The following is a 23,093-nucleotide window of genomic DNA, read 5'->3' as shown; positions in this document are numbered from 1 at the left end:
TTCTTGAAAAAAAATTACATAAGGAGTAATGTATAAAAAAAATAAAAATATGACATGCTTTTTTCACATGTCATTTTAGTATTAAGCCAAAGTGGGGGCACGTTATGGCATTAACGCTTTATTCACCTGTTAAGGGTTATATTGTTGCACTTGAACAAGTACCAGATCCCGTGTTTGCAGAGAAAATGGTGGGCGATGGTTTTGCAATTGAACCATTGGATAATATCTTGTATGCACCTGTAAAGGGAAAAGTGAAAACCATTGCTAAGACAAAACATGCGATTACCATACATACAGAAGAAGGCTATGATGTTCTTGTGCACTTGGGGTTAGAAACCGTTTCATTGGATGGTCAAGGTATCGAGGTTTTAGTCAAAGAGGGGCAGGAAGTTGTGCTTGATACGCCAATCCTTTCGTTTGATGTTGATTTTGTATCTTCCTCTGTAAAATCGTTGATTACACCTGTGATCATCTCTGAGTATCATGGCGATTCTTTGAAGACATTAACCAAAGGCATTGTTGATAAAAGTTTGCCGGTTCTCAAGTTAGCTTTAGAAAAAAATTTGCCTGAGCCAGTATCAAAAAATGATGCTATGAATACGGCAGATATTTTCGTTACCAGGCGCGTTAAAATTAACAACAAAAATGGCTTACATGCTAGGCCTGCTGCTGTTTTAAGCAATGCAGTTAAAAAGTTGGATGCAAAGGTTACCCTGTATAAAGGTGATCAAGCAGCGACTTTAGCAAGCCCTGTTGCTATTATGGGGCTTGGCATTGAATATCAGGATGAAATTGATATCACCGCAACAGGTGAAAAAGCACAACAAGCTGTTGATATTGTAAGTGATTTAATCTTGCAGTTTGAAGACAAAGACAGTGCCATAGAAGATAACGCACATAAAGCAGATAGACATGCACAGCATGAAAGTAAAGTACAAGGCAATACTTTTTATGGCATTTGTGCCTCCAAAGGCATTGCTATTGCAAAGCTTTACAGGCTTTCGCCAGTTGAATTTTCATTTGATACATCTGCTGATGATAAAACACAACAATTAACACGTCTTGATAAAGCAATCACTGATTATAAACAGGCATTACAAAAGAAGCTCAGCCATGTGAACGATCCCTCATCAGTCCAGATGATACAAGCACACCTTGAACTATTGGATGATGAGTTGGTAAGAAAAAATACACAAAGTTTGATTGAACAAGGTAAAACGGCTGAATATGCCTGGGATCAATCGATTGAAAAAGCGGTAGATATTTTACATAATACCCATAATAGCTTATTAAGTGAGCGTATTGCGGATTTAAAGGATATACAAAAACATATATTATATAATTTGACAGGGCAGTCACAGTGCAAACAGACTTTTAGTGAGCCTACTATTTTATACAGTGATGAGTTTACCTTATCAGATGTGCTGGAACTTGATCCAAATGTTGTGGGGTTAGTCGCAGCTCAAGGCGGGCGAAGCTCACATGTGGCGATTATCGCAAATAACAAAAATATCCCCTTGCTGGTTCAAGTAGATAGTAGTCTAACACAATATTTTGGCCATGAGGTGATTTTGGATGCAACCGGTCAGAGGCTTATTGTCTCACCGGATGAACAAACACAAGCCGATTATCAGCGGGTTATTGATGCATATCATCAAAAACTACAGTTGGCTAAACAGGAAGCCAAATACAAAGCAATAACAAAGGATGGAAAAGAAATTCAATGTTATATGAATATTAAATCATCAGATGAATGTGCTGATTTTATTGCTTCTGGGGCTGAAGGTATTGGGCTTTTTAGGACAGAATTTATTTTCTATGATCGTGATAATGCACCAAGTGAAGATGAGCAGTTCGTCATTTATAATGATATTTTGCAAAAAACACAGGAAAAACCGGTAATAATTCGGACTTTAGATGCCGGTGGTGACAAGCAAATAGATTATCTGAAGATGCCAAAAGAAGAAAATCCTTTTTTAGGTGTTCGAGGTATTCGGTTAAGCTTAGCAAATGAAGCGTTACTTAGAACGCAATTACGCGCGATTATCCGTACGGAAAATTGCAATGCGCATATTATGCTGCCTATGGTGACCAATATTTCAGAATTTAGGAAAGTCAAAGCGATTTATCTAGAAGAGCATCAAAAATTAAAAGCCAAGGTTAAGCAGCCACTTGGTATTATGGTTGAAGTGCCAAGTGTTGTGATGCAGGCGGATATTTTTGCCAAAGAGGTTGATTTTATGTCGGTAGGAACCAATGATTTAACGCAATATATATTGGCGATGGATAGAGAACACCATGCCTTAACCACACAATTAGACCATTTACATCCAGCTGTGTTAAAAAGCTTGCAGCAGATTCAACAAGCAGCACAAAAGTATCACACAAAACTGTCTGTATGCGGCATGATGGCAGCAGATACAGAAGCTTTAGCCGTTTTAATCGGTCTTGGTATTACACACTTATCGATGCGAAAAAATATGCTGGCAGAAAACAAAGCACTTATTCGACAGCTTGATGCTCAAAAGTGCCAAGAGATTGCGGCAAAGGCTTTAGCACTTGAAGAGGCCAATGAAGTACGCCAATTAGTAAAAGAAACACTGATGAATTAATCTTTAGGGGGAGTTGACAATGAAGCGTTTTAATTTACAGAATTTACAACAGCTTGGCCGTGCCTTAATGCTGCCGATTGCGGTATTACCGATTGCCGGAATTTTACTGCGCTTTGGCCAACCTGATTTATTAAATATCAAAGCGATTGCCAATGCCGGTGATGCAATTTTTTCGCACCTGCCACTTTTATTTGCCGTAGGTGTGGCACTTGGGTTTGCCAAGAAAAACCATGGTGCAGCAGCACTGGCGGCGGTGGTTGGTTTCTTTATTATGAACAGTGTGATTAATAGCCTTGATAGCAATATTAATACTGGTGTATTAGGCGGTATTATTATTGGCATTGTTGCAGGTGTTTTGTATAACCGGTTTTATGAGATTAAATTGCCGGAATACTTGGCATTTTTTGGCGGGAAACGCTTTGTTCCGATTATCACAGGGCTTGTTGCCGTACTTATTGGCTTTTTATTTGGCTACGTCTGGCCGCCTGTTCAAGATGGCATCAATGCCTTTGGTAACTGGCTTATCGGGTCAGGATCAATTGGTTTATTTTTGTATGGTGTTTTTAACCGAATTTTATTAATGTTTGGCTTGCATCATATTTTAAATAACCTTGTCTGGTTTCAATTTGGAAGTTTTCACACCGCAGCAGGTGCGACTGTTCATGGTGATATTGCACGCTTTATGGCAGGTGATCCAACAGCAGGATCCTTTATGGCAGGTTTCTTCCCAATCATGATGTTTGGCCTGCCTGCAGCCTGTTTTGCAATGTATCGTCATGCACATACGCATAAACAAAAGGCAGTTGCTGGAATGCTGTTTTCTATTGCGTTAACCGCCTTTTTAACAGGTGTAACAGAGCCAATTGAATATAGCTTTATGTTTTTAGCACCCGTGTTATACGCAATACATGCCGTATTAACAGGTGTGTCTTTGGTCGTGATGTATTTATTAGGTGTTAAATTAGGTTTTACTTTTTCAGCAGGACTCATTGATTATGTATTGTTCTTTAAGATGGATACCCACCCGCTTTTATTAATCCCGGTAGGTCTTGTTACCGCCGTTGTTTATTATTTCTTATTTAGCTTTTTTATCAAACGATTTAATTTAATGACGATTGGGCGAGAAGTTGAAGAAGAAATTCAAGAAGAAGAGATCATGGAACAAGCAGCCTCAAGAGCGCATGCATTTGTCGCAGCATTAGGAGGGAAGCCAAACCTGGAAAATGTTGATGCCTGTACGACAAGGCTTCGATTGCGTGTTAATAATGCAGAATTAATTAATAAAGCACAGCTAAAAAAATTGGGTGCCAGAGGTGTTGTCATTCCAGATAATAAAACAGTTCAGGTTATTTTAGGGCCTGAAGCGGATTTGATTTCAGGTGAGATTAATGAAGCTTTGCCTTCTATGACTGATGTCTCAATATCAGCTTCCAAGGTAACAAAAGCAGCTGAAGCGCAACAACAAGGCAATGAAAGTGTGGCAGTAAGTCAGCAAGTGGATGCAAATGTAATACAGGCAATTATTGACGGTTTGGGTGGGGTTGACAATATTGTTTCAATGCGCCTGGAGAGCATGACTCGAGTACGTGTAACCCTTAAAAACAGCCATCAAGTTAATATGACCAAATTAATGGGAGAAATTGTTGTTGGTATTGTGGATATAGAGGAAAATACAAAGCAGCTATTGATTCCATATAATACGCGGGCTTATTATCAAGCACTTGATAATAAACTTGGTGAGGTAGAGGCTATATAAGCTTACTTAATTTCTTGATTTGAGTGTTTTCTACATATTAGAGAAATATTCAGTAGTGCTTTCTAGTAGTAGAAACAGGCGTTTGGTGTGGGTTTTAAAGGATACAAAACTTAATTTTACGCCCAGGCTGCTGGTAATCAAGATAAATTTCCTTAGTCGGTTTGGGTAAAAATCCTTTGCCTTTGTCAGGCCATTCAATCAATGCAATCGCATTTTTTTGATCAAAATAATCTCGAATACCAATCCACTCTAACTCTTCTGGATCTGATAAACGATATAGATCAAAATGGTATACTTGTAAATCAGGCAGCTCATAGCTTTCAACAAGGGTATAGGTTGGGCTTTTAACAGAAGCTTTATGGCCAAGGCCTGATAGTATTCCTTTTACCAGTGTCGTTTTCCCAGCACCAAGATCACCTTGAAGATACACAATGTCACCAGGGTGTAGTTGACTGGCAAGTTGTTCGCCAAGGTGAATCATTTTCTGATCATCATTGGCATAATAGGTTTTGTTTTTCATAGGCTTTTAGTAGTGCTCCAATTAAGGTAAATGCGCCAAAAACGACCACCAGATCCTGATCAGTGATAATCTGTTTTAAGTAATCATAACTGTCAGTAAAATTATTAAATATAAGATGAGGGTGTGGATCGTCTTTGTGCTTGAGTTCTTGCACGCTGTCAAATCGTGGATCAATCGCCTGCAAGCTTGGTAATAACCAAAAATCAACTTTATCTTTTGTATATTGAACAATCGCCTGGGTATCTTTTGTTTTTTGTGCAGCAAAAACAGCAATAATACGTTTATGGCTTTTTTGGTAAGGTGATAATCGCTTAAATAGGTTTTTAACAGCATCAATATTGTGTGCAACATCGGCAATCATTGTTGGGGAGTTCTGCAACACTTGAAAACGCCCTTTGATAGAAATCTGATGGATATTCTGAGGTAATCGATATTGTGTATTTTGTTTGATGATATCAATCACCGTCAGTGCACAAGCAAGACTTGTGATAGGCAGGGTGGTTTGCTTAAATATTTTGGGCAATTGAGCATAATAAGTTATTGCCTGTATTTCAGTTAAATAATCCATAGCCTTTTTAGGCAGTTTCTCACCGAGCACCACAGGTTTGAAGGTTCTGGCAATGTGTGCCTTTTCCCAGGCAATCTCATCAATAGTATTACCTAAGGTTTCAGTATGATCAAGGCCCGCATATGTGATCACAGCGATATCAGCATTAAAAACATTTGCAGGGTCAAGTCTGCCGCCAATGCCTACCTCAAGTATAAGCCATTGTGGTTTTTTCTCATTCATATAAATACAGCAAGCTAGAAAAGCAATTTGGTAATAATTCAGTTTTAATTTCAGTATGTGAGAAACCTGAAGAAGCTTATCTAAGATAGCTGTTAATGCAATATCATCAATATGCTGGCCGTTATGTCGAATGCGTTCATTAAAATCACACAGATGTGGTGAGGTATGGCTTATATAATCTATATTATTGTATTCAAAAAAATGTTCAAGTACGGCAACACTTGAGCCTTTGCCATTGGTACCTGTGATGGTAATAACATGTGGCTTATGCTGAATATTAAGTGCATTTATAAATAAAGAAATATCATTAAATTGACAACAAGGATAGCTATTGTCAAAAAAATGATTGATAAGGGATTCAGGCTGTATCACTGTCGTCATGCAGGCTGTGTTGTTGTGTATTTTGTCTCTGGTACATGAGTTTTGATAAAAGCCTTGAGATTTGGTCAGCAAGCAAATGTCTTGGCACGATCATATCAATCATGCCCTTTTCAAGCAGGAACTCACTTCGTTGGAAACCTTCTGGCAAAGTTTCACGAACCGTTTGTTCAATAACTCTTGGGCCTGCAAAGCCGATCAATGCATTAGGCTCAGCAATATGGATATCACCTAACATGGCAAGGCTTGCCGAAACACCGCCTGTCGTTGGGTCAGTTAATACAACGATGTAAGGCAGTTTTTTCTCTGCTAAACGCGCTAATGCCGCTGATGTTTTTGCCATTTGCATTAGTGAGAATAACGACTCTTGCATCCTGGCACCACCACTTGCCGTAAAGCAGATAAGTGGTAGTTGCTTTTCAATCGCCGTATCAACTGCACGTACAAATTTCTCACCAACAACAGAACCCATAGAACCACCTAAAAAGGTGAAATCAAAGATTGCCGTAACAACAGGAAGCTTATTAATAGTACCTTCAAACACAAGCAAAGCATCATTTTCTTTGGTCTTTTTCTGTGCTTGAGATAAACGGTCTTTATAGGCTTTTGTATCTTTGAATTTTAGGATATCTTTAGGCTTTATATTGCCAAATAACTCGTTTGGACTGTCTTTATCCAAAAACATCATGGCACGCTTTCGTGCACCAATGCGCATATGATAATTACAATGACTACATACCATTTTGTTTTCTTCTAAATCTGGTAGATATAAGATTGTGCCACATGATGAGCACTTATGCCATACGCCTTCAGGCATTTCTTTTTTTTCAGAATCTGAGCGTAGTTGGGGAATAATTTTTGTCAGCCAACTCATCGATTATCTATCACTCTTTCATTTAAACACAACCTCCCATTATATAGCGCACAGGTAATGATGCAAGGTTTATCCAGTAGTGGTGCATTAGTTTTTGAATTAATACTTGTCGTTTTATCATGGTTTTTTTATTATGTGATTCGTTTTAAAAACCAAAGGAAATCTATATGATAAATAAAAGTTTGGTGACCAATGTTATTGCCTTAATATTAAGTATTCTGGGTATTATTTTGGCTGACACACATCTAAAAGCAGTTGGCTTTTATGCACTATCAGGCGCCTTAACCAATTGGCTGGCAATAATTATGCTATTTGATAAAATTCCTTTTGTTTATGGCTCAGGTGTGATTCCAAAACAGTTTGAAGGATTTAAAAAAGCGATTAAAAATATGATGTTGACGCAATTCTTTAATGAAAAAAATGTTCAGCAATTTTTATTAGGCACGCTGCATTTGGATCATAAAATATTGCAAAGCAAAATGAGCGAGTTGATCGATTATGACCAATTATTTGACAAATTTGTCGATACCATTATGTCAAGCCAGTTTGGTGGGATGGTTGAATCTTTTTTAGGTGGCGTTCAAGCAATAGAGCCAATGCGTGATAGCTTTAAGCAGAAAATGCATGATGCATTATATGAAATGTTAGAAAGTGATAAGGCGCAAGCGGGTATAAAGTCTTTGATGGGCGCTGTGGACAGTCAGTTTATTGCGGATAAACTAGAGAAAATGATTGATGCAAGACTTTCACAACTGACGCCTAAAATGGTCAAGAAAATTATCCAGGATATGATCCGTAAACACTTAGGCTGGCTTGTTATTTGGGGGGGAATATTCGGCGGTATTATCGGTTTAATCGCAAGCTTTTTATCATAATTTATTTTTTGAATTTATTGTCTACAATTTGATATTACCTACCTTATTTTTTCACCAAGGATTACACAATGAAAAAAGACAAACAGGGTATCAAGACTTTTTGTGCTTTCATGTTAATGCTATTGCTTGGCATAAATATTGGCTTTGCAGGATTATCAAGTGATCTAGAAGAAAAAATAATCAAGCTAAGAGCAGGTGTTTTTGAGATGCTGACTTATAAATTTCTTTATTTAACGAGATGCGAAAAGATCCCTGAAATCGTTGATATTCGAGTGGTTAAAAATCCACGTTACCAACAAGGTCAGTTATTTTGGCAAGAGTCCTGGGTTTTAAAGGGGTGTTATCGGTCACAAAGGATGAAGGTGAGTTATCAAAAAGCGATAGGTCAGGATCTTTACTATTTTTTAGCTGATGATATGCCACTGCCAAAAGGGGCAGTAATGGAGGCAAGTTTAGCAGATAATCTGCTTCAACGAGACACTATGCAAGCTGTGGCAGGAAAATTAGTGGCACTGGGTTGTAATAAAACACCTGTTTCGATTAAACGTTATATTTCTGTATTGCCAAAAGTAAAGTCAATGGAGACCATAGAAGCAGGGCAAACAAGGCCTATTTCATCTTGGAATGAGATATGGGCTGTAAATGCCTGTGATCAGGTCTATAATCTCAAGGTTAGATTTACAGGAGATGGTAAGGGTGGGACTTATTATCTTGTGAGTAGCACTTAAATAATCCAAACTAGAGTTGACAGAAATACTGAAAAATAGTTTATGATGGGTATAAATGCGTAATGCGTAATGCGTAATGCGTAATGCGTAATGCGTAATGCGTAATGCGTAATGCGTAATGCGTAATGAGATGACTGAACGAAATAGCTTGGCGCTATTCAACTTGCTTATGCTTATATAGGCAACTGAAAAAGTGCTTGTAATAAGATACATAAACAATAGTGTTATTGCAAATTGCGCAATACTACTTAGTGGTAAATAACCCATGATCGATACGCTTAGTGTTGCTACACCCATGTTGATAAAAGACATCATACTGCTGGCGCTGGCTTTATCTTTTGTATGATGTGTTGCCAAATAGCTTGCAGGTCCCATTATTGCTCCCATGATTAAATATAAAAGGGTGGTAATCCCAAAAAATAATAAGGTACTTGCGCTTTTAATAAATGCAATGCCAAGCAGTATAAAGATAAATGGCATTACAAGCGCTAAAAGCAACATGATTGTTTTTTCAGCACTTAAACGTTTTAGCAAGAAGCTTGCCAGAAAACTGCTTGCAAGCATTCCCACGGTGTTGATGATATTCCAATAACCATAGGTGTCAGGGCGCAGGTGCAGCACCTTTTGCGCATATAAAGGTGCTACAGCTGAATATCCATATGAAAAAATGGTAAGCAGGCTGACCAAAAGAGAGAAAATGATGAGCTTTGCATTTTTAAGTACCTGAAGATAGTTGTAACCAATATGCCGCAAGAGCAATGATTGTTTATTAATAAGTGTCTCTTTAAATTGCCAGGTTAATACGAGCATGATAATACCGTGGGCCAGTAAAAGCCAAAAACAATCATACCAATGAAAATATTGTGTAATAATACCACCGACAGTTACTGAGATCGCCAGCCCAATGGTGAAGGCAAGAACAGCAAAGGATAGTACATGTTTTGCTTTTTGTTCAGGTAATAACTCGTGAATCAGCGTATAGCTTATCGATAGCCCTGCTGAGGCGCCTAGTGCCGTTATCACCCTGCCGATTAAAAGCAAATTATACAGGGAAAAATAAGCAGCAAGCAATGATATAACAATGCCAATTAAATTAAGAACCAAGCCACCTCGTAATGCAGTTAATCTGCCATAGCGGTTTGATAATGGCCCATAAATTAGCTGACCAATGACATAACCAATTAAAAAAATAGAAATAACCCAGTTAAGTGCACCACTTGTTAGCTGAAATTGTATCTGAATACTATGTAATCCAGGGGTGATGATCGCTGCAGATAGTGAAGCAATACAGATATAGCTAAGAAGAAGAATTGTTTTAAATGGTGTCATAGAACGTAACCTTATTTATTTTTTTAAGTGATGAGTGTATCGTTCTTTGATCAGGCTTATTATAATAATAAAGACAATATTTTGCTTAAATGTAATATTTGCTATCATAAGGTTATGATATTTGCAGTACAAGGTAATATGAAATGAATGAACCCATTCAGATTATTGATGATGCTCATTTGCCGCTTTTTGGTGTAACAGAAGAAAATCAAGATAATCTGTTTGAAGCGCATAGCCATGCCAAAGCGCAGATAACGTATATTGAAACAGGGTTAATGAAGGTTATTGTGGGGAGTAATGTTTATCTTATTCCGTCGGGTTTTTTGATTTATATTCCTGCAAATATGGCACATAGCGGGCAGATGCAAAGTAAGACAAGGGCATATCATTTATATTTGACACAAACCAAGTCACAAGAGTTGCCAGGCAATACGATGGTGTTACTTGTCAGCGGATTATTAAAAGAGTTGATTCTAAAATTAACACGATCCAGAGCAACACCAGAGAATATTAGTTTTGCGTATTTAGAAGTGCTGACCTTTGAGCTTTTGGATTTGCAAAACGAGCACTTTTATAAGTTGTCAATTCCTGAACATCCAAGGCTTAAAAAGATGCTTCATTATATCAATACACATCTGGATACACCGCTTAAACTTAATAATATTGCAGAGATTGTACATTTAAGTACTCGGCATCTAAGCCGAATTTTTAAAGAAGAAACAGGAATGGCTTTTTCACAATGGTTACAAAACTATAAAGCGCTAATTGCCATTAAGCGTTTGGCTGTTGTGAAAAAAACCTCTGTTGTTGCAAGAGAGCTTGGTTATGACAGTGACAGTGCTTTTATTCACATGTTTAAGCGCTTGACTGGCAAAAAGCCTTCAGATTTTTATTCCTCTGAATGATTGCCTAAATCCACTGCAAAATCGCAATCTTCATTTGGACACACTTTTTGTTCACCGTATTTCTTAGTGATTTTATGCAGCAAGATTGGGCTTTTACATTTAGGGCATTCTTCTTGAATAGGTGGGTACCAGAATGAATTTTTACATTTTGGAAAGCCACTGCAGGTATAAAATACTTTCCCTTTGCGCGATTTTTTCTCAACAAAATTATGTTGTTTACACTTAGGGCATTGTATGCCTAAGTCTTTTGGTTTTTCAAGGGGTTCCATGTGTTTACATTTAGGATAATTGGAACAACCAATAAATTTACCATAGCGCCCTTGTTTGATGTGTAAATCTGAATCACATTGTGGGCATTGTCTGCCTTCAACAATTTCAGGTGCTTGTGGTGTGGCTTCATCCTTTTCGGTTTCTTCTGATTTTATTGCTCTGGTATAAGTACATTCAGGGTAATTGGTACAGCCAATAAAACGGCCACTTCGACCCAGGCGGATAGAGAGCTTATGTCCGCATTCTGGACAATCCTCATCAAGTTTTTCCTGCGTTACATCACTTTTTTTCACCGAAGCGTCAGTTTCTTCAATTTTCCGAATAAAAGGCTGCCAGAAGTGCTCTAACACAGGAATCCATTCACTTTTGCCTTCTGCGATATCATCAAGCTCATCTTCAAGTTTTGCCGTGAAACTATATTCAACATACTTTTTGAAATAATTGGTTAAGAAGCTATTCACAACACGGCCAACGTCAGTTGGTTTGAAGCGTTTTTTGTCTACTTCAACATATTCACGCTGTTGCAAGGTTGAAATAATGGTCGCATAAGTTGATGGTCGGCCAATGCCATACTCTTCAAGTGCTTTAACTAGAGAGGCCTCACTGTAGCGTGGTGGTGGCTCGGTAAAGTGCTGTTTAGCAATAATATCATTCACTTGTACCGTCTCACCTTGTTTTAATTCTGGCAGCACGGCTTCATCATCAGAATCTTTAGCATCCTCATCTTTTGCTTCCTGGTAAACAGTTAAGAATCCAGGCTTTGCAATAACTGAGCCCGTTGTTTTAAACATATGTGCTTTATTTTCAGTCACTAACTCAACGGCTACCGTGTCAATTACCGCATGTGCCATCTGGCAGGCAACGGCACGTTTCCAGATAAGATCATAAAGCTTAAACTGATCTGCACTTAAAAACGCTTTTATATCTTCAGGACGTTTGAATACAGAGGTTGGGCGAATTGCTTCATGCGCTTCCTGAGCATTTTGGTTTTTTGTTTTGTAAACACGTACCTTACTTGGCAACAACGCATTAGTATAAGTTTGCTCAATAAAGTCGCGGATATCATTTACAGCATCATTTGATAAATTAGTAGAGTCTGTTCTCATATAGGTAATTAAACCAACAGCACCTTCACTGCCTAGATCAATCCCCTCATATAATTGCTGGGCAAGCATCATTGTTTTTTTCGTGGTAAAGCCAAGCTTTCTAACGGCATCTTGCTGTAATGTTGAGGTAATAAATGGTGGTAAAGGATTACGTTTTTTTTGTTTCTTAACAACACTTTGTACAATAAGCGAACCATTAGCATCTGACTTAATTGTTTCTAAAGCACTTTTCGTCTGGTTTTCTGTCGTTAAAGAAAATTGCGTTAATTTATTATTTGCAAACTGTATTAGTTTGGCATCAAATTTGCGCTTTTTCTGGCATTGAGCCGTAATACTCCAATACTCCTGTGATTCAAATGCCTCAATTTCCAGTTCACGCTCAACAATCATGCGAAGCGCTGGGCTTTGAACGCGTCCGGCTGAAAGCCCTCGACGAACTTTCTTCCATAAAAGTGGAGAAAGCTTGAAGCCAACAAGAAAGTCAAGTGCTCTGCGTGCTTGTTGTGCATTAACAAGATCCATAGAAAGATCACGTGGATTTTTTACCGCCTCGGTCACCGCATTTTTAGTGATCTCATTAAAAGCAATACGATGAACGGTCTTATCTTTTAATAAGCGCGCATTTTTTAATAGCTCATAAATATGCCATGAGATAGCCTCACCCTCACGATCTGGATCTGTTGCCAAGTAGATGTTTTGCGCATCTTTAGCAGATTTTTTAATTGCATCCACATGACGCTTATTACGTTCAATAAGCTGATATTTCATTTTGAAATTATTTTCAATATCAACAGAAGTTTCTTTTGGTTCTAAATCACGGACATGACCATAAGAAGCAAGAATCTCAAAATCTTTGCCCAGGTATTTTTTAATCGTCTTGGATTTAGCGGGAGACTCTACAATTACTAAATTTTTTGTCATTATAATGTCTTCATTTTTTGTGTTTTACATAACTTATAGCAAAATTTCCTATAAGGCGTTAATTGCAATTTTTATAGGAGCTAATCTAACAGTTATAAAATACAATGCAATATATTATAGTGAATTTTATGAAAAACCAGCAGTTAGTTGGTTTTACCTTTTCAAAAACACTTACTTGGTTGTTAATAAAGCCGCTGCAGCCGTAAATCCTGAGCCAAATGCACAAAGGGCGACTTTTTTATCTTTACCTTGCTTTGTTAATGTTTCACTCAATGCAATTGGAATGGTGCAAGAGGAAGTATTACCATAACGGGCAATATTACTATAAAGTGTGCCTGGTTGCATTTTTAAACGTTTTTCAACGGCATTAGAGATGCGTTGATTGGCTTGATGTGGAATAACAAGATCAACCGTATTTAATGCAATCCCGCTTTGTTGGCAGCATTTATGCATAATCATTGACATTGTCTTAACTGCAAAAGTGAAGAGTTTTTTGCCTTCAAGTTGAATAAATTGGCATTCAGCAGCAGGAACATTCAAAGTTTCACCATTCTCAGCAATACTCGTTAATGCAATCTCATCAATCATTGCCAGAGAATCATCGCGGTGTGCATCGCCATTGACAATAGTTGCTGTGGCAGCATCACCAAACAAAAAGGCTGTATCAAAGTCTTTTTGATCGACACGTTTGCTCATATACTCTGCTGTAATAACTAATACACGCTTATTTGGGCGAATTTGTAAATAATCCTTTGCCGTTTGTAATGCAAATAGGTAGCCACTACAGGCCGCATTTAAGTCATAAGCTGGAATATTGTGTTGGCCAAAAGTGTGATAAAGTTTTTCTAATACTAAACATGCCATGGATGGCGATAGAAATTCATCAGGCGTGCAGGTTGCACAAATCAGCATATCAATATCAGCAAGTGTTAATTGGCTATTGATAAGTGACTCTTTTGCAACTTGTGCAGCCAGATCAACGATGCTTTCACCCTTATCCAGCCAAAAGCGGCTTTCAATGCCAGTGCGATTAATAATATCATCAGATGCATGCTCAGGGAAGTTCACCAAAAGTGTATCATTGGTAATTTTTTTGCCCCCTGTTTTAAAGCAAGGTGCGCTGATACCCACAGGATAAACACCTTGTTGTTTATTTTTTTGAACTACTTCTTTGTGAACTTTTCGCTTTAATATCGGGCGTTTTTGTTCTTTTTGCTGATTAACACTGCCTTGAGGTAAGCGAAGTTTCAGCAATAAATCGCCAACTGTTGCACGCTCAGATTCTTCCACGTAAATCTCTTCAACGGTTCCATTACTAGGTGACAGTATTTCACCAACAGACTTACTGGCTTCTAGATCAACCAGCTTATCACCCACCTTGATTTCATCTCCGATTTTCACATATAAATCAGTGATTAATACGCTTTCATCAGAAGGGCTTGCACCAATGACTTCGACATTATAACTGCCAGCATCATTATTTTTAAGCACTTCCCAGCTTAAGGATAAATCCAGCAGTTCAGCAGCTGCGGTTAAGATGCGCTCAAAAGAGGGTAATACTTGCATTTGGTTATCAAAGTTACACGGTACATAGGTATCGCTTCTTGTGACACGTTTTACTTTAATATTTCTTGTCGCGTTTTCAACAACTGAGGCAATAACATCACCACCGACACCGCAGGTTAGATTATCCTCATGTGTGACGATTAAATGTCCTGTTTTTTCTGCTGAAGCCAACACGCTTTTTAAGTCATAAGGGCGAATGGTTCTTAAATCAATAATCTCCGCATCAACACCAACTGTCTCCAGTGTGTCAGCGACTTCATGGCAAAGGCTTACGGTATTGCCCCAGCCAACAAGTGTGATATCGCTTCCTGGTTTTGCGATTCTTGCTTTACCAACAGGAATGATTTGTTTGCTGACATCGGTTGATGTTGTATCATCAATGCTTGAATTGTTCAAAAGCTTTTTAGGGTAAAGAAATACACTGGGGCGATCAGATTCAAAGGCTGCATTTAACATACCTGCGGCATCTGCTGCATTAGATGGCATGTAAACGTCTAATCCTGGGATATGTGCAAATGTGCCTTCGTTGGTTTGTGCATGAAATGGACCCAGACCAGGGCGATAGCCACCACAGGCTGCAAAGATAATAACAGGGCAATCCCAATCACCGTTTGAGCGCCAATGCATTGTAGCAAGCTCGGTAAATATCAGGTTGTAAGCCGGTGGCATAAAATCAGCAAACTGTATAAAGGCAACTGGGCGTTTACCGGTTAGTGCCATTCCAATAGACTTCCCAACAATGGTTGCTTCTGCTAAGGGGCTATTAACAACGCGTCCGGGAAATTGTGTTGATAAGCCTTTGGTCACACCAAATACATCACCTTTATCATCTTCAATATCTTCACCTAATAAATAAACCCGCTCATCATTAAGTAATCGTTGACGAAAAACTTCACGCATGGCAGCTCCCATGCCTAAACGTGTTTGTTGGGAAAAGTCGCCACGGTACTCTTCACGATCAGGGAGTAAATGCGCAGGCAGTGGTTTTTCTGCATCAAAGCAAGGCTCAGGCGTGCTTCCTTGTAAGGCTGTATGCATAGCATCATCAATGATTTTATCGCAATCAGCTTCAATCGACTTTAATTGATTTTCTGTAATGCCAAGTGTTTGCAGGTACTTTCGACTTAAAGTAAGTGGATCTTGTGCTATTAACTGTTCCAGTTCTTCTTTGCTGCGATAAATTCTTTGATCATCAGCATTAGAGTGACTATTTAGTCGAGGAACATCAAAAACAATGATGTGTGGGGCGCGGTTTTGGCGCATATCCTTGATAATAGATTTAATTGCCTGGTACTGTTCTAATGGGCGTGTGCCATCCAAATAGGTAATCGGGATATCATAAAACTGATCCTTTTTGCTGCCATCGGGCATCGAGAAAAAGGTTTTGCCTTGTGTTCGCGTTGATATGGCAAGCTCATTATTTTGCACAACAAATAATACAGGAAGATTCTGTCTTTTTGCCTCGGCAAATGCTTCTAATACTTCCCCTTGCTGTGTTGTCCCATCTCCCATTCCGCAATAAACAATTGGGTTGTTTGGGGCATCTTTAATACTTTGCGCGATCCCACAAGAAGGTAAAGCCTGGTTGCCGACAGGGGTGATAATACTAACGATATTTAAAGCCTTTTCACTAACCCCAATAACCATTTGGCGACCATTTGAAATGCCTTCAGCTTTGCAAAGAGAGCTGTAGAAAAACATTTCTGCTTTCATGCCTCTGGCATGCATTAAAGGCTTATCACGGTAGTGGCAGTGTAACCAGTCATCTTCGTGTAAGAAAGCGTTAAAAATAATTGCACCTTCATGGCCACGTGATGATGCTAAAAAGTTTGCTTTCCCGCTGTTTACCATTTCAGCTTCTCGGTCATCAATGGCTCTGGCGCTATACATTTTTTCATAGCAGCTAAGTAGGTCTTTTGTCTGTGTGTCGTATGTGGTTGTCATTATAGATGTTTCCTTGCTACATAAAGTATTCGTACTCACAGTGTCTGCATTTTCACAAATTTTATAATAAGTGAAATATTCGTTGAGATAGGCTTGAAAGTCAAATAATTTAGCGCATGTTTCATTTGTGTTGGCATCATTTTAACATAAATAGGCTTTTTGGAACATGTGCCGCTGCCACGGTAAAATGAAACGTTTATAAAGCTTAGAATTTTTGTGCAATTTGCGCAACACGCTTTCCTAAAGCCTTTGATAGCGTGATCTCATCCTCGGATAGGGGCTTATCAGAATCCATGCCATTAAAGTGACTCATGCCATAAGGCGTGCCACCTGTGCGTGTTTTTTGTAAAGCAACTTCACTATAAGGGATGCCCACAATAACAGCACCATGATGGATAAAAGGCAGCATCATCGATAGCAAGGTTGTTTCTTGGCCACCATGCAGGCTTGCCGTAGAGGTGAAAAAGGCCGCGGGTTTATTGATTAGCGTGCCTTGGAACCATAAATCACTCGTTGTATCCAAGAAATACTTTAAAGGTGCTGCCATATTTCCAAAACGTGTTGGACTACCTACGATAATGCCATCACAATGCTTTAAATCTTCTTTGGTGACGTAAATAGCGCCTTTATCTGGAACCGTGCTTTGCGTTTTATCGCAGTTGGGAGAAACATTCGGCACAGTTCGAATAATGGCTTGTGCACCAGCGGACTCAACACCTTGCGCAATTTTTGATGCAATTGCCTTTGTTGATCCTCCTTGACTATAATAAAGGATTAATATGCTTTTCATGTTTACTTAAGGACAGTGAGGTTATGGATTATAAACACTATTTTAGAAGATTTTTGCAATATTGGGTATGGGTGTTTAAAGAATATTTACAACAAAACTGCCTGGCTAAAGCTTCAACATTAGCACTGACGAGCCTTTTTGCGCTGGTGCCTTTATTGATCGTATCACTATCGATTCTAAGCATGCTGCCGGCATTTAAAAGCATTCAAAGTCAATTTCAGGCATTTATTTTACAAAACTTAATGCCAAGCACGGGTGTCACCGTAAATACCTATTTACAAATGTTTTTGGAAAAGCGCGCAGGGCTTCCGGTAACAGCAGTTATTGTTCTTGTATTTATTAGCATTATGATGATGCGCGCTTTGGAAAAAGTGCTCAATAATATCTGGTATGTTAAAAAAGAGCGTCCCTTGATGCAGGCAATATTATTGTACTGGGCTGTGTTAACGCTTGGGCCGATTTTTGTCGGCAGCAGTTTGGGGGTGAGCTCTTATTTGCTTTCTTGGCAATGGATTGGTGATGGTATTGGTGGGTATTTCCCACTATTAAAACTCTTGCCTTTTTTCTTTAACCTGATTGCTTTTAGTTTTATTTATACCGTTGTTCCATTTACCAATGTGCGCTTATGGCATGCCATCTTAGGCGGTGCGTTTATGGCGGTATTGTTTGATGTTGCCAAAACGATTTTTGCCTGGTATGTTTTTTATCTGCCAACCTACGAAATGCTTTATGGTGCGCTGGCAATCATACCTTTATTTATTTTATGGGTTGCTATTTCATGGCAGATTTTTCTATTAGGTGCCGTCGTTGTTCATGCGCTAAGTGTTCCCTGGCAGCAAAAGATAGAGAAAAAATGCGATAAGTTTGATCTGGCTTTGCGGGTTTTAAAGGTGCTGCAACAGGCACAAAAAGAAAAAAAGAGCTATACGTTGAGCAAGATTAATCAAAAAGCCCTAGGTGCCAGTATGTCGCACTTACAGCAGGTGCTTGATAAGCTTGTTGCTTGTGGTTACATTCAGCTAACACAAGCACAAAGATATTGCTTAAACTGTGATGTAAGCACTGAATCACTAGCTATGCTGTATCGCCGCTTACATTACCATCTTGATTTGGATAGTAAGAGCTTTGAGTCACTGTCTGGTGTTAAAAAAACTGTGAAAGCGTCGATGGAAATGCCGATTCGTGATGTGATTGAGTAAGTTTTTAGGAAAATTTTTCCGCGCTTGCCTGGTGCCAGTATTTTAGATATTTCTCAGGGATGTTTTCACCATCAATCAAGCAGCCTGGCTTAATATACTGGTAAACTTCGTCCAGGGATTTTACGGTTTGTTCATCAATACGACGCATGATCCTTGATGCAGATAAATCGCTTGGATCTTTTAACCCAATGGCACCAACCAGTTCTGAAAAACTTTTCATCGTTGCTTTATGGAAATTATAGACGCGCTTTGCCTTATCATTGACGTCTAAGGCACGATAAAGCCTTGGGTTTTGTGTCGCAACACCTGTTGGGCAGGTGTTTCTATCACACTGCTTTGATTGGATGCAGCCAAGAGATAGCATCATTGCTCGTGCTGAATTTATGATATCGGCACCTAATGAGATTCGCTTGACCATATCAAATCCTGTTGCAGTTTTCCCGCTGGCAATCAAACGAATATGTTCTCGAATATTACAACCAACAAGTGCATTGTGCACAAAGGCAATGGCATCTTCTAATGGGACGCCTAAGTGGTTGACATATTCCTCAGGTGCGGCACCTGTACCGCCTTCTGCGCCGTCTATGGTAATAAAATCTGGATAAATGCCAGTTTTAAGCATTGCCTTGCAAATAGAGAGAAACTCAGTTCTTCTGCCAAGGCATAACTTAAAACCAACCGGTTTTCCATTAGATAAGTCACGTACTTGTGCAATGAAATGACATAAGCCTTCAGGTGTGCTAAAGGATGAATGAGATGGTGGGGATAAAACATCTTTGTCCATTGGAACATCACGGATTCGCGCGATTTCTGGTGTAAGCTTACTTTTAGGTAAAACGCCACCATGTGCCGGTTTTGCGCCTTGTGAAAGTTTGATCTCAATCATTTTGACAACCTCAAGATTCGCTTTTCTGGCAAATTTGTCTGGGTCAAAATCACCATCAGGCGTGCGAAAACCAAAATACCCTGTACCGATTTGCAAGGTTAAATCCCCGCCTTGTAAATGATACTCACTCAATCCACCTTCACCAGTATTATGGCAGAAGTTTCCCATCTTAGCACCTTTGTTTAGTGCGATGATAGCGTGTTTAGATAGTGCACCATAGCTCATTGCCGATATATTAAGCCGTGAAGATTGATAGGGCTGCCGGCATTGCTTGTTACCAACTTGAATGCGTGGATCAACGTCATCTGGATGGGCAGGTGATAAAGAGTGAAGTGCCCATTCATATCCAGGGTAGGTGATATTGCGCTCTGTACCAAAAGGTAGTGTGTCATTTATTCCTTTTGCACGTTGGTACACAAGTGTCCTGGTTTGGCGGTCAAATGGGCGTTCACTTTCATTACTTGCCACAAAATACTGCTGGATTTCAGGGCGGAAAAACTCAAGAATAAAGCGCATATGTCCTAAAACAGGGAAATTGCGTAAAATTGTGTGCTTTTTTTGCAATAGATCATAAACTGCGACCAGTAAAATAATACCTAGAAAAATGCTAATGGTAATATAACTGTGTAAAAGTGACAGCAAAGCTAGAATAATTAAAAAACAAATCCCAAAACCAATATACCATTTGCGTCGTTCGGAAATTTTGAACATAAATATAGATCCTTTATTAAGGCTGATTATATCTAATGATAATAGTGCAACTATGCTAAAAAAGGCAACCTGACACAACCAGGTTATATGATAAATTGATATGGCGTTTACATGTGTTTATTGCCAAAGTAATACTTATACGCTTTCTGATTTTGGTATTAGTCTGGCTCTGGAAAATATCGGTACTAGATGTGTATTGAGTAAATTTGCGGTATAATAGCCATGCTGTTAAAAAATATGAAAATACCGAGGTTAAATGCATTGTTTCAGCCGATAAATTCCTCTATTGTATGTGGGGGAAATTTATTGCTTGTGCTTCTTGATGCTTAATGCATAATGATGTGCAAATGATATAAATGTATGTAGCTGGTTAAATTATTTAATCATTGACTGAAAATTTGGAGAGAATCAATGACAGATAGATTGCAGATTAATATAGGGTTAGCAGAAATGCTAAAAGGTGGCGTAATCATGGACGTTGTGACTGCAGAGCAGGCAAAAATTGCAGAAAAAGCAGGTGCGGTTGCTGTTATGGCACTAGAGCGTGTCCCTGCTGATATTCGTAAAGACGGTGGTGTTGCGCGAATGTCTGATCCAAGGCTTATTAAGGAGATCATGGATGCAGTAAGTATCCCTGTAATGGCTAAGGTGCGTATTGGGCATTTTGTTGAAGCACAGATTCTTGAAGCTTTAGGTGTTGACTTTGTGGATGAAAGCGAGGTTCTGACGCCAGCTGATGATCAAAACCATATCGATAAACATCAATTTAAAGTACCTTTTGTTTGCGGCTGTAGCAATTTAGGTGAAGCCTTGCGTCGAATTGGTGAAGGGGCGGCGTTGATTCGTACCAAAGGTGAGGCTGGAACAGGCGATGTTGTTCAGGCGGTAAAGCAAATGCGTGCATTGAATAAACAGATTAAAGAAGTGCAAACTGCAGATTCTTCTGAGTTGATGACAATTGCAAAAAAAATAGCTGCACCATTTGAGCTTGTGCAATATGTGCATAAACATGGCAAATTACCTGTGCCTAATTTCTCTGCCGGCGGCATTGCAACACCTGCAGATGCTGCAATGATGATGCAATTAGGTGCAGAAACGGTCTTTGTTGGCTCTGGCATCTTTAAATCATCAAATCCACAAAAACGTGCTGAGGCCATTGTTAGTGCGGTTGCACACTATAATGATCCTTTGATGTTAGCGCAAGTTTCAGAAGACCTAGGTGGAGCAATGACTGGGATTAATTGTGATGATTTATTGCCGCATCAAATTTTCTCATCCAGAGGGTGATCATTAATGAAAACCGTGGGTGTTCTGGCTTTACAAGGTGCTTATGAGGCACATCAAAAAAAGATTGCCTTACTTGGCTATGATTGTATTTTAATTAAAACGCTAGCTGGGCTTGATAAAGCAGATGCAATTATCCTGCCAGGTGGTGAGAGTACAACAATGACATATTTATTGCAAAAGCACCATTTATGGGAAACATTGATGCATAAAGCGCAGAAGGTGCCAACGTTGGCAACCTGCGCTGGCGTTATTTTGTTGCAGAAGTTAGGGCTTTTGGACGTTGAAATTACGCGAAATGGCTATGGAAGGCAGCTTGCCAGTGGAATTTATCCTTTGGATGTTGATCTTGATGGTACTCAGAAAAAAATGAATGGTTTTTTTATCAGAGCACCAATTGTTGATAAAGTAAATGATACTTCGATTGAAGTGTTATCTCATTATCAAGGTAAACCTGTATTATTGCGTAAAGACAATATTTTAGCCGCGACTTTTCATCCAGAATTATCAGAGGATACATTAATACATAAAGCATTTATGACGATGTGATTTCCTGTATTAATCGGTGATAATTAATAAAACGCTGTGGCGTAATCTTTCCTTCTTTAAGTGCCTGATCAATAACACAGCCTTTTGTGTCTTTTAAATGCGCGCAATTTCGAAATTGACAGGTCTGACCAGAAAGGTGAAATTCTTTAAATCCATTAAAAATATCTTCCTCAGTTAAGTGCCATATCCCAAATTCCCGTATACCTGGTGAGTCAATGATATGCGTATGCGTGTCTAAATGATACAGACATGCTGTTGTGGTTGTATGTTTCCCACGTTTATTGTGTGCTGAGATGTCTCCCGTTTTTGCCATGATTTGGCCCAAAAGCGCATTTAATGTCTCTGATTTCCCTACTCCGGATTGTCCAACAAAAATGGAAGTTTTTCCAGATAACATGGATTTTAGTTTATCAAATTTATCATGTGTAATGGCAGATAGGTGATACACTTCATAGCCCAATGTTTGGTATAAATGAGTGATATCGGCGATTTGAGCTTTATTATCGCTTCGGTTAAGAAGGTCTATTTTATTTATCACAATAACAGGATGAATATTCATATGGTGAGCAGCGACAAGATAGCGATCTATGTAGTGTTCAATAGGTGCAGGTTCCACTGCAAGCATAATTACAAGTTGATCGATGTTTGCTGCCATGCTTTTCGTCTTTTTTGATAATTTACTTGGGCGTTTGAGGATATTGGTGCGTGGCAATACTTGATATATGATACCTTCACTATGATTTGGCTCTTGCTGCCATAAAACTTTGTCTCCTGCAACGATATCTCCAATATTCTGGCGATATTTACACAAGATTGTTTTTCCTTCGCTATCTTCAACTTGAATTCGTTTGCCAAAATGAGCAATTACCACACCATCCAATAATATTGTACCCTCAGGTGATTGTACTAGTTGCGTTTGTTGTTTGTGTTTAATATTACGTAATTGTTGTTTTGATAGTCTGCGTTTACCCATTTGGTTTTATTATACGATTACCAAGTCTATTTGTTTGTAATCATAGCGTAATTTTATCCATCCGTACTATAGTACTTGGCAAACTATAAAAAATCTTATAAAATCTGGGCAGCTTTTGAACGAAGGA

At 38.8% G+C, this 23,093-nt stretch carries 17 protein-coding genes; 8 read left to right on the top strand and 9 right to left on the bottom strand.

What is annotated here, in order from left to right; all coding sequences use genetic code 11:
• Positions 1 to 104: 104 nt before the first annotated feature.
• Positions 105 to 2,612 carry a phosphoenolpyruvate--protein phosphotransferase gene (ptsP, locus tag DNK84_RS00395; protein WP_119342610.1) on the top strand — a complete coding sequence of 836 codons (2,508 nt, stop codon included), beginning with the start codon at positions 105 to 107 and terminating at the stop codon, positions 2,610 to 2,612.
• A gap of 19 nt (positions 2,613 to 2,631) precedes the next feature.
• Complete coding sequence (gene nagE, locus DNK84_RS00390) at positions 2,632 to 4,368, top strand: N-acetylglucosamine-specific PTS transporter subunit IIBC (protein ID WP_119342609.1); 1,737 nt, start codon at positions 2,632 to 2,634, stop codon at positions 4,366 to 4,368.
• A gap of 94 nt (positions 4,369 to 4,462) precedes the next feature.
• Here the strand turns inward: nagE and tsaE are convergent, their stop codons facing one another.
• From tsaE to accD, 3 genes are read right to left on the bottom strand one after another with little or no spacing between them, the layout of a single operon-like run.
• Entirely contained in the window at positions 4,463 to 4,888 is a 426-nt protein-coding gene (gene tsaE / locus DNK84_RS00385) for a tRNA (adenosine(37)-N6)-threonylcarbamoyltransferase complex ATPase subunit type 1 TsaE (protein WP_235826780.1), read from the bottom strand.
• Positions 4,860 to 6,050: a bifunctional folylpolyglutamate synthase/dihydrofolate synthase gene (locus DNK84_RS00380; protein ID WP_162902117.1), complete on the bottom strand. Its 1,191-nt coding sequence runs from the start codon at positions 6,048 to 6,050 to the stop codon at positions 4,860 to 4,862. The genes tsaE and DNK84_RS00380 overlap by 29 nt, the downstream gene beginning before the upstream one ends.
• Positions 6,037 to 6,930 (bottom strand): acetyl-CoA carboxylase, carboxyltransferase subunit beta, encoded by an 894-nt coding sequence (accD, locus tag DNK84_RS00375; protein WP_119342607.1) that lies wholly within the window; start codon positions 6,928 to 6,930, stop codon positions 6,037 to 6,039. The genes DNK84_RS00380 and accD overlap by 14 nt, the downstream gene beginning before the upstream one ends.
• Before the next feature lie 167 nt (positions 6,931 to 7,097).
• Between accD and DNK84_RS00370 the strand changes: the two genes are divergently transcribed.
• On the top strand, positions 7,098 to 7,805 hold the full coding sequence (locus tag DNK84_RS00370) for a DUF445 domain-containing protein (RefSeq protein WP_119342606.1): 708 nt from the start codon (positions 7,098 to 7,100) through the stop codon (positions 7,803 to 7,805).
• A 68-nt stretch (positions 7,806 to 7,873) separates the two neighbouring features.
• Positions 7,874 to 8,533, top strand: a complete 660-nt coding sequence (locus DNK84_RS14125) for a hypothetical protein (protein ID WP_162902116.1) — start codon at positions 7,874 to 7,876, stop codon at positions 8,531 to 8,533.
• On the opposite strand, the gene DNK84_RS00365 is transcribed toward DNK84_RS14125, so the two are convergent.
• The gene (locus DNK84_RS00365; protein ID WP_208123214.1) at positions 8,420 to 9,862 is read right to left on the bottom strand and encodes an MFS transporter; all 1,443 of its coding nucleotides are present in this window, start codon (positions 9,860 to 9,862) and stop codon (positions 8,420 to 8,422) included. The genes DNK84_RS14125 and DNK84_RS00365 overlap by 114 nt on opposite strands.
• Before the next feature lie 143 nt (positions 9,863 to 10,005).
• Between DNK84_RS00365 and DNK84_RS00360 the strand changes: the two genes are divergently transcribed.
• Positions 10,006 to 10,767 (top strand): AraC family transcriptional regulator, encoded by a 762-nt coding sequence (locus DNK84_RS00360; RefSeq protein WP_119342605.1) that lies wholly within the window; start codon positions 10,006 to 10,008, stop codon positions 10,765 to 10,767.
• Here the strand turns inward: DNK84_RS00360 and topA are convergent.
• The 3 genes from topA to wrbA all read right to left on the bottom strand — a co-directional run bounded on the left by topA (position 10,752) and on the right by wrbA (position 17,364).
• Positions 10,752 to 13,064, bottom strand: coding sequence for a type I DNA topoisomerase (topA, locus tag DNK84_RS00355; RefSeq protein ID WP_119342604.1), 2,313 nt, complete (start codon positions 13,062 to 13,064; stop codon positions 10,752 to 10,754). The genes DNK84_RS00360 and topA overlap by 16 nt on opposite strands.
• Positions 13,065 to 13,235: 171 nt before the next feature.
• Positions 13,236 to 16,574, bottom strand: coding sequence for a beta-ketoacyl-ACP synthase 3 (locus DNK84_RS00350; RefSeq protein WP_119342603.1), 3,339 nt, complete (start codon positions 16,572 to 16,574; stop codon positions 13,236 to 13,238).
• 205 nt (positions 16,575 to 16,779) lie between these two features.
• Entirely contained in the window at positions 16,780 to 17,364 is a 585-nt protein-coding gene (wrbA, locus tag DNK84_RS00345) for an NAD(P)H:quinone oxidoreductase (protein ID WP_119342602.1), read from the bottom strand.
• A 23-nt stretch (positions 17,365 to 17,387) separates the two neighbouring features.
• On the opposite strand from wrbA, the gene DNK84_RS00340 reads away from it, so the two are divergent.
• Positions 17,388 to 18,563 carry a YihY family inner membrane protein gene (locus tag DNK84_RS00340; protein WP_162902115.1) on the top strand — a complete coding sequence of 392 codons (1,176 nt, stop codon included), beginning with the start codon at positions 17,388 to 17,390 and terminating at the stop codon, positions 18,561 to 18,563.
• A gap of 4 nt (positions 18,564 to 18,567) precedes the next feature.
• Here the strand turns inward: DNK84_RS00340 and DNK84_RS00335 are convergent, their stop codons facing one another.
• Positions 18,568 to 20,160 (bottom strand): FMN-binding glutamate synthase family protein, encoded by a 1,593-nt coding sequence (locus DNK84_RS00335; protein ID WP_119342600.1) that lies wholly within the window; start codon positions 20,158 to 20,160, stop codon positions 18,568 to 18,570.
• A gap of 411 nt (positions 20,161 to 20,571) precedes the next feature.
• On the opposite strand from DNK84_RS00335, the gene pdxS reads away from it, so the two are divergent.
• Both pdxS and pdxT read left to right on the top strand, forming a co-directional pair.
• Positions 20,572 to 21,447 carry a pyridoxal 5'-phosphate synthase lyase subunit PdxS gene (gene pdxS / locus DNK84_RS00330; RefSeq protein WP_119342599.1) on the top strand — a complete coding sequence of 292 codons (876 nt, stop codon included), beginning with the start codon at positions 20,572 to 20,574 and terminating at the stop codon, positions 21,445 to 21,447.
• A 6-nt stretch (positions 21,448 to 21,453) separates the two neighbouring features.
• The gene (gene pdxT, locus DNK84_RS00325; RefSeq protein WP_119342598.1) at positions 21,454 to 21,993 is read left to right on the top strand and encodes a pyridoxal 5'-phosphate synthase glutaminase subunit PdxT; all 540 of its coding nucleotides are present in this window, start codon (positions 21,454 to 21,456) and stop codon (positions 21,991 to 21,993) included.
• On the opposite strand, the gene rsgA is transcribed toward pdxT, so the two are convergent.
• Positions 21,980 to 22,966 carry a ribosome small subunit-dependent GTPase A gene (rsgA, locus tag DNK84_RS00320; protein ID WP_119342597.1) on the bottom strand — a complete coding sequence of 329 codons (987 nt, stop codon included), beginning with the start codon at positions 22,964 to 22,966 and terminating at the stop codon, positions 21,980 to 21,982. The genes pdxT and rsgA overlap by 14 nt on opposite strands.
• Positions 22,967 to 23,093: the final 127 nt, after the last annotated feature.

Origin of the sequence: Facilibium subflavum (assembly GCF_003574485.1) — a bacterium.
Classification (GTDB): domain Bacteria; phylum Pseudomonadota; class Gammaproteobacteria; order Francisellales; family Francisellaceae; genus Facilibium; species Facilibium subflavum.
Note: the sequence above shows the minus strand (reverse complement) of the source record. Positions and strands in the feature narration are given on the sequence as shown.

Coding starts and splice junctions, on each gene's coding strand:
- wrbA (WP_119342602.1), bottom strand. CDS start 17,364: ATGAAAAGCATATTAATCCTTTATTATAGTCAAGGAGGATCAACAAAG.
- DNK84_RS00350 (WP_119342603.1), bottom strand. CDS start 16,574: ATGACAACCACATACGACACACAGACAAAAGACCTACTTAGCTGCTAT.
- DNK84_RS00340 (WP_162902115.1), top strand. CDS start 17,388: ATGGATTATAAACACTATTTTAGAAGATTTTTGCAATATTGGGTATGG.
- topA (WP_119342604.1), bottom strand. CDS start 13,064: ATGACAAAAAATTTAGTAATTGTAGAGTCTCCCGCTAAATCCAAGACG.
- tsaE (WP_235826780.1), bottom strand. CDS start 4,888: ATGAAAAACAAAACCTATTATGCCAATGATGATCAGAAAATGATTCAC.
- DNK84_RS00335 (WP_119342600.1), bottom strand. CDS start 20,160: ATGTTCAAAATTTCCGAACGACGCAAATGGTATATTGGTTTTGGGATT.
- pdxS (WP_119342599.1), top strand. CDS start 20,572: ATGACAGATAGATTGCAGATTAATATAGGGTTAGCAGAAATGCTAAAA.
- accD (WP_119342607.1), bottom strand. CDS start 6,930: ATGAGTTGGCTGACAAAAATTATTCCCCAACTACGCTCAGATTCTGAA.
- ptsP (WP_119342610.1), top strand. CDS start 105: ATGGCATTAACGCTTTATTCACCTGTTAAGGGTTATATTGTTGCACTT.
- nagE (WP_119342609.1), top strand. CDS start 2,632: ATGAAGCGTTTTAATTTACAGAATTTACAACAGCTTGGCCGTGCCTTA.
- DNK84_RS14125 (WP_162902116.1), top strand. CDS start 7,874: ATGAAAAAAGACAAACAGGGTATCAAGACTTTTTGTGCTTTCATGTTA.
- pdxT (WP_119342598.1), top strand. CDS start 21,454: ATGAAAACCGTGGGTGTTCTGGCTTTACAAGGTGCTTATGAGGCACAT.
- DNK84_RS00365 (WP_208123214.1), bottom strand. CDS start 9,862: ATGACACCATTTAAAACAATTCTTCTTCTTAGCTATATCTGTATTGCT.
- rsgA (WP_119342597.1), bottom strand. CDS start 22,966: ATGGGTAAACGCAGACTATCAAAACAACAATTACGTAATATTAAACAC.
- DNK84_RS00360 (WP_119342605.1), top strand. CDS start 10,006: ATGAATGAACCCATTCAGATTATTGATGATGCTCATTTGCCGCTTTTT.
- DNK84_RS00370 (WP_119342606.1), top strand. CDS start 7,098: ATGATAAATAAAAGTTTGGTGACCAATGTTATTGCCTTAATATTAAGT.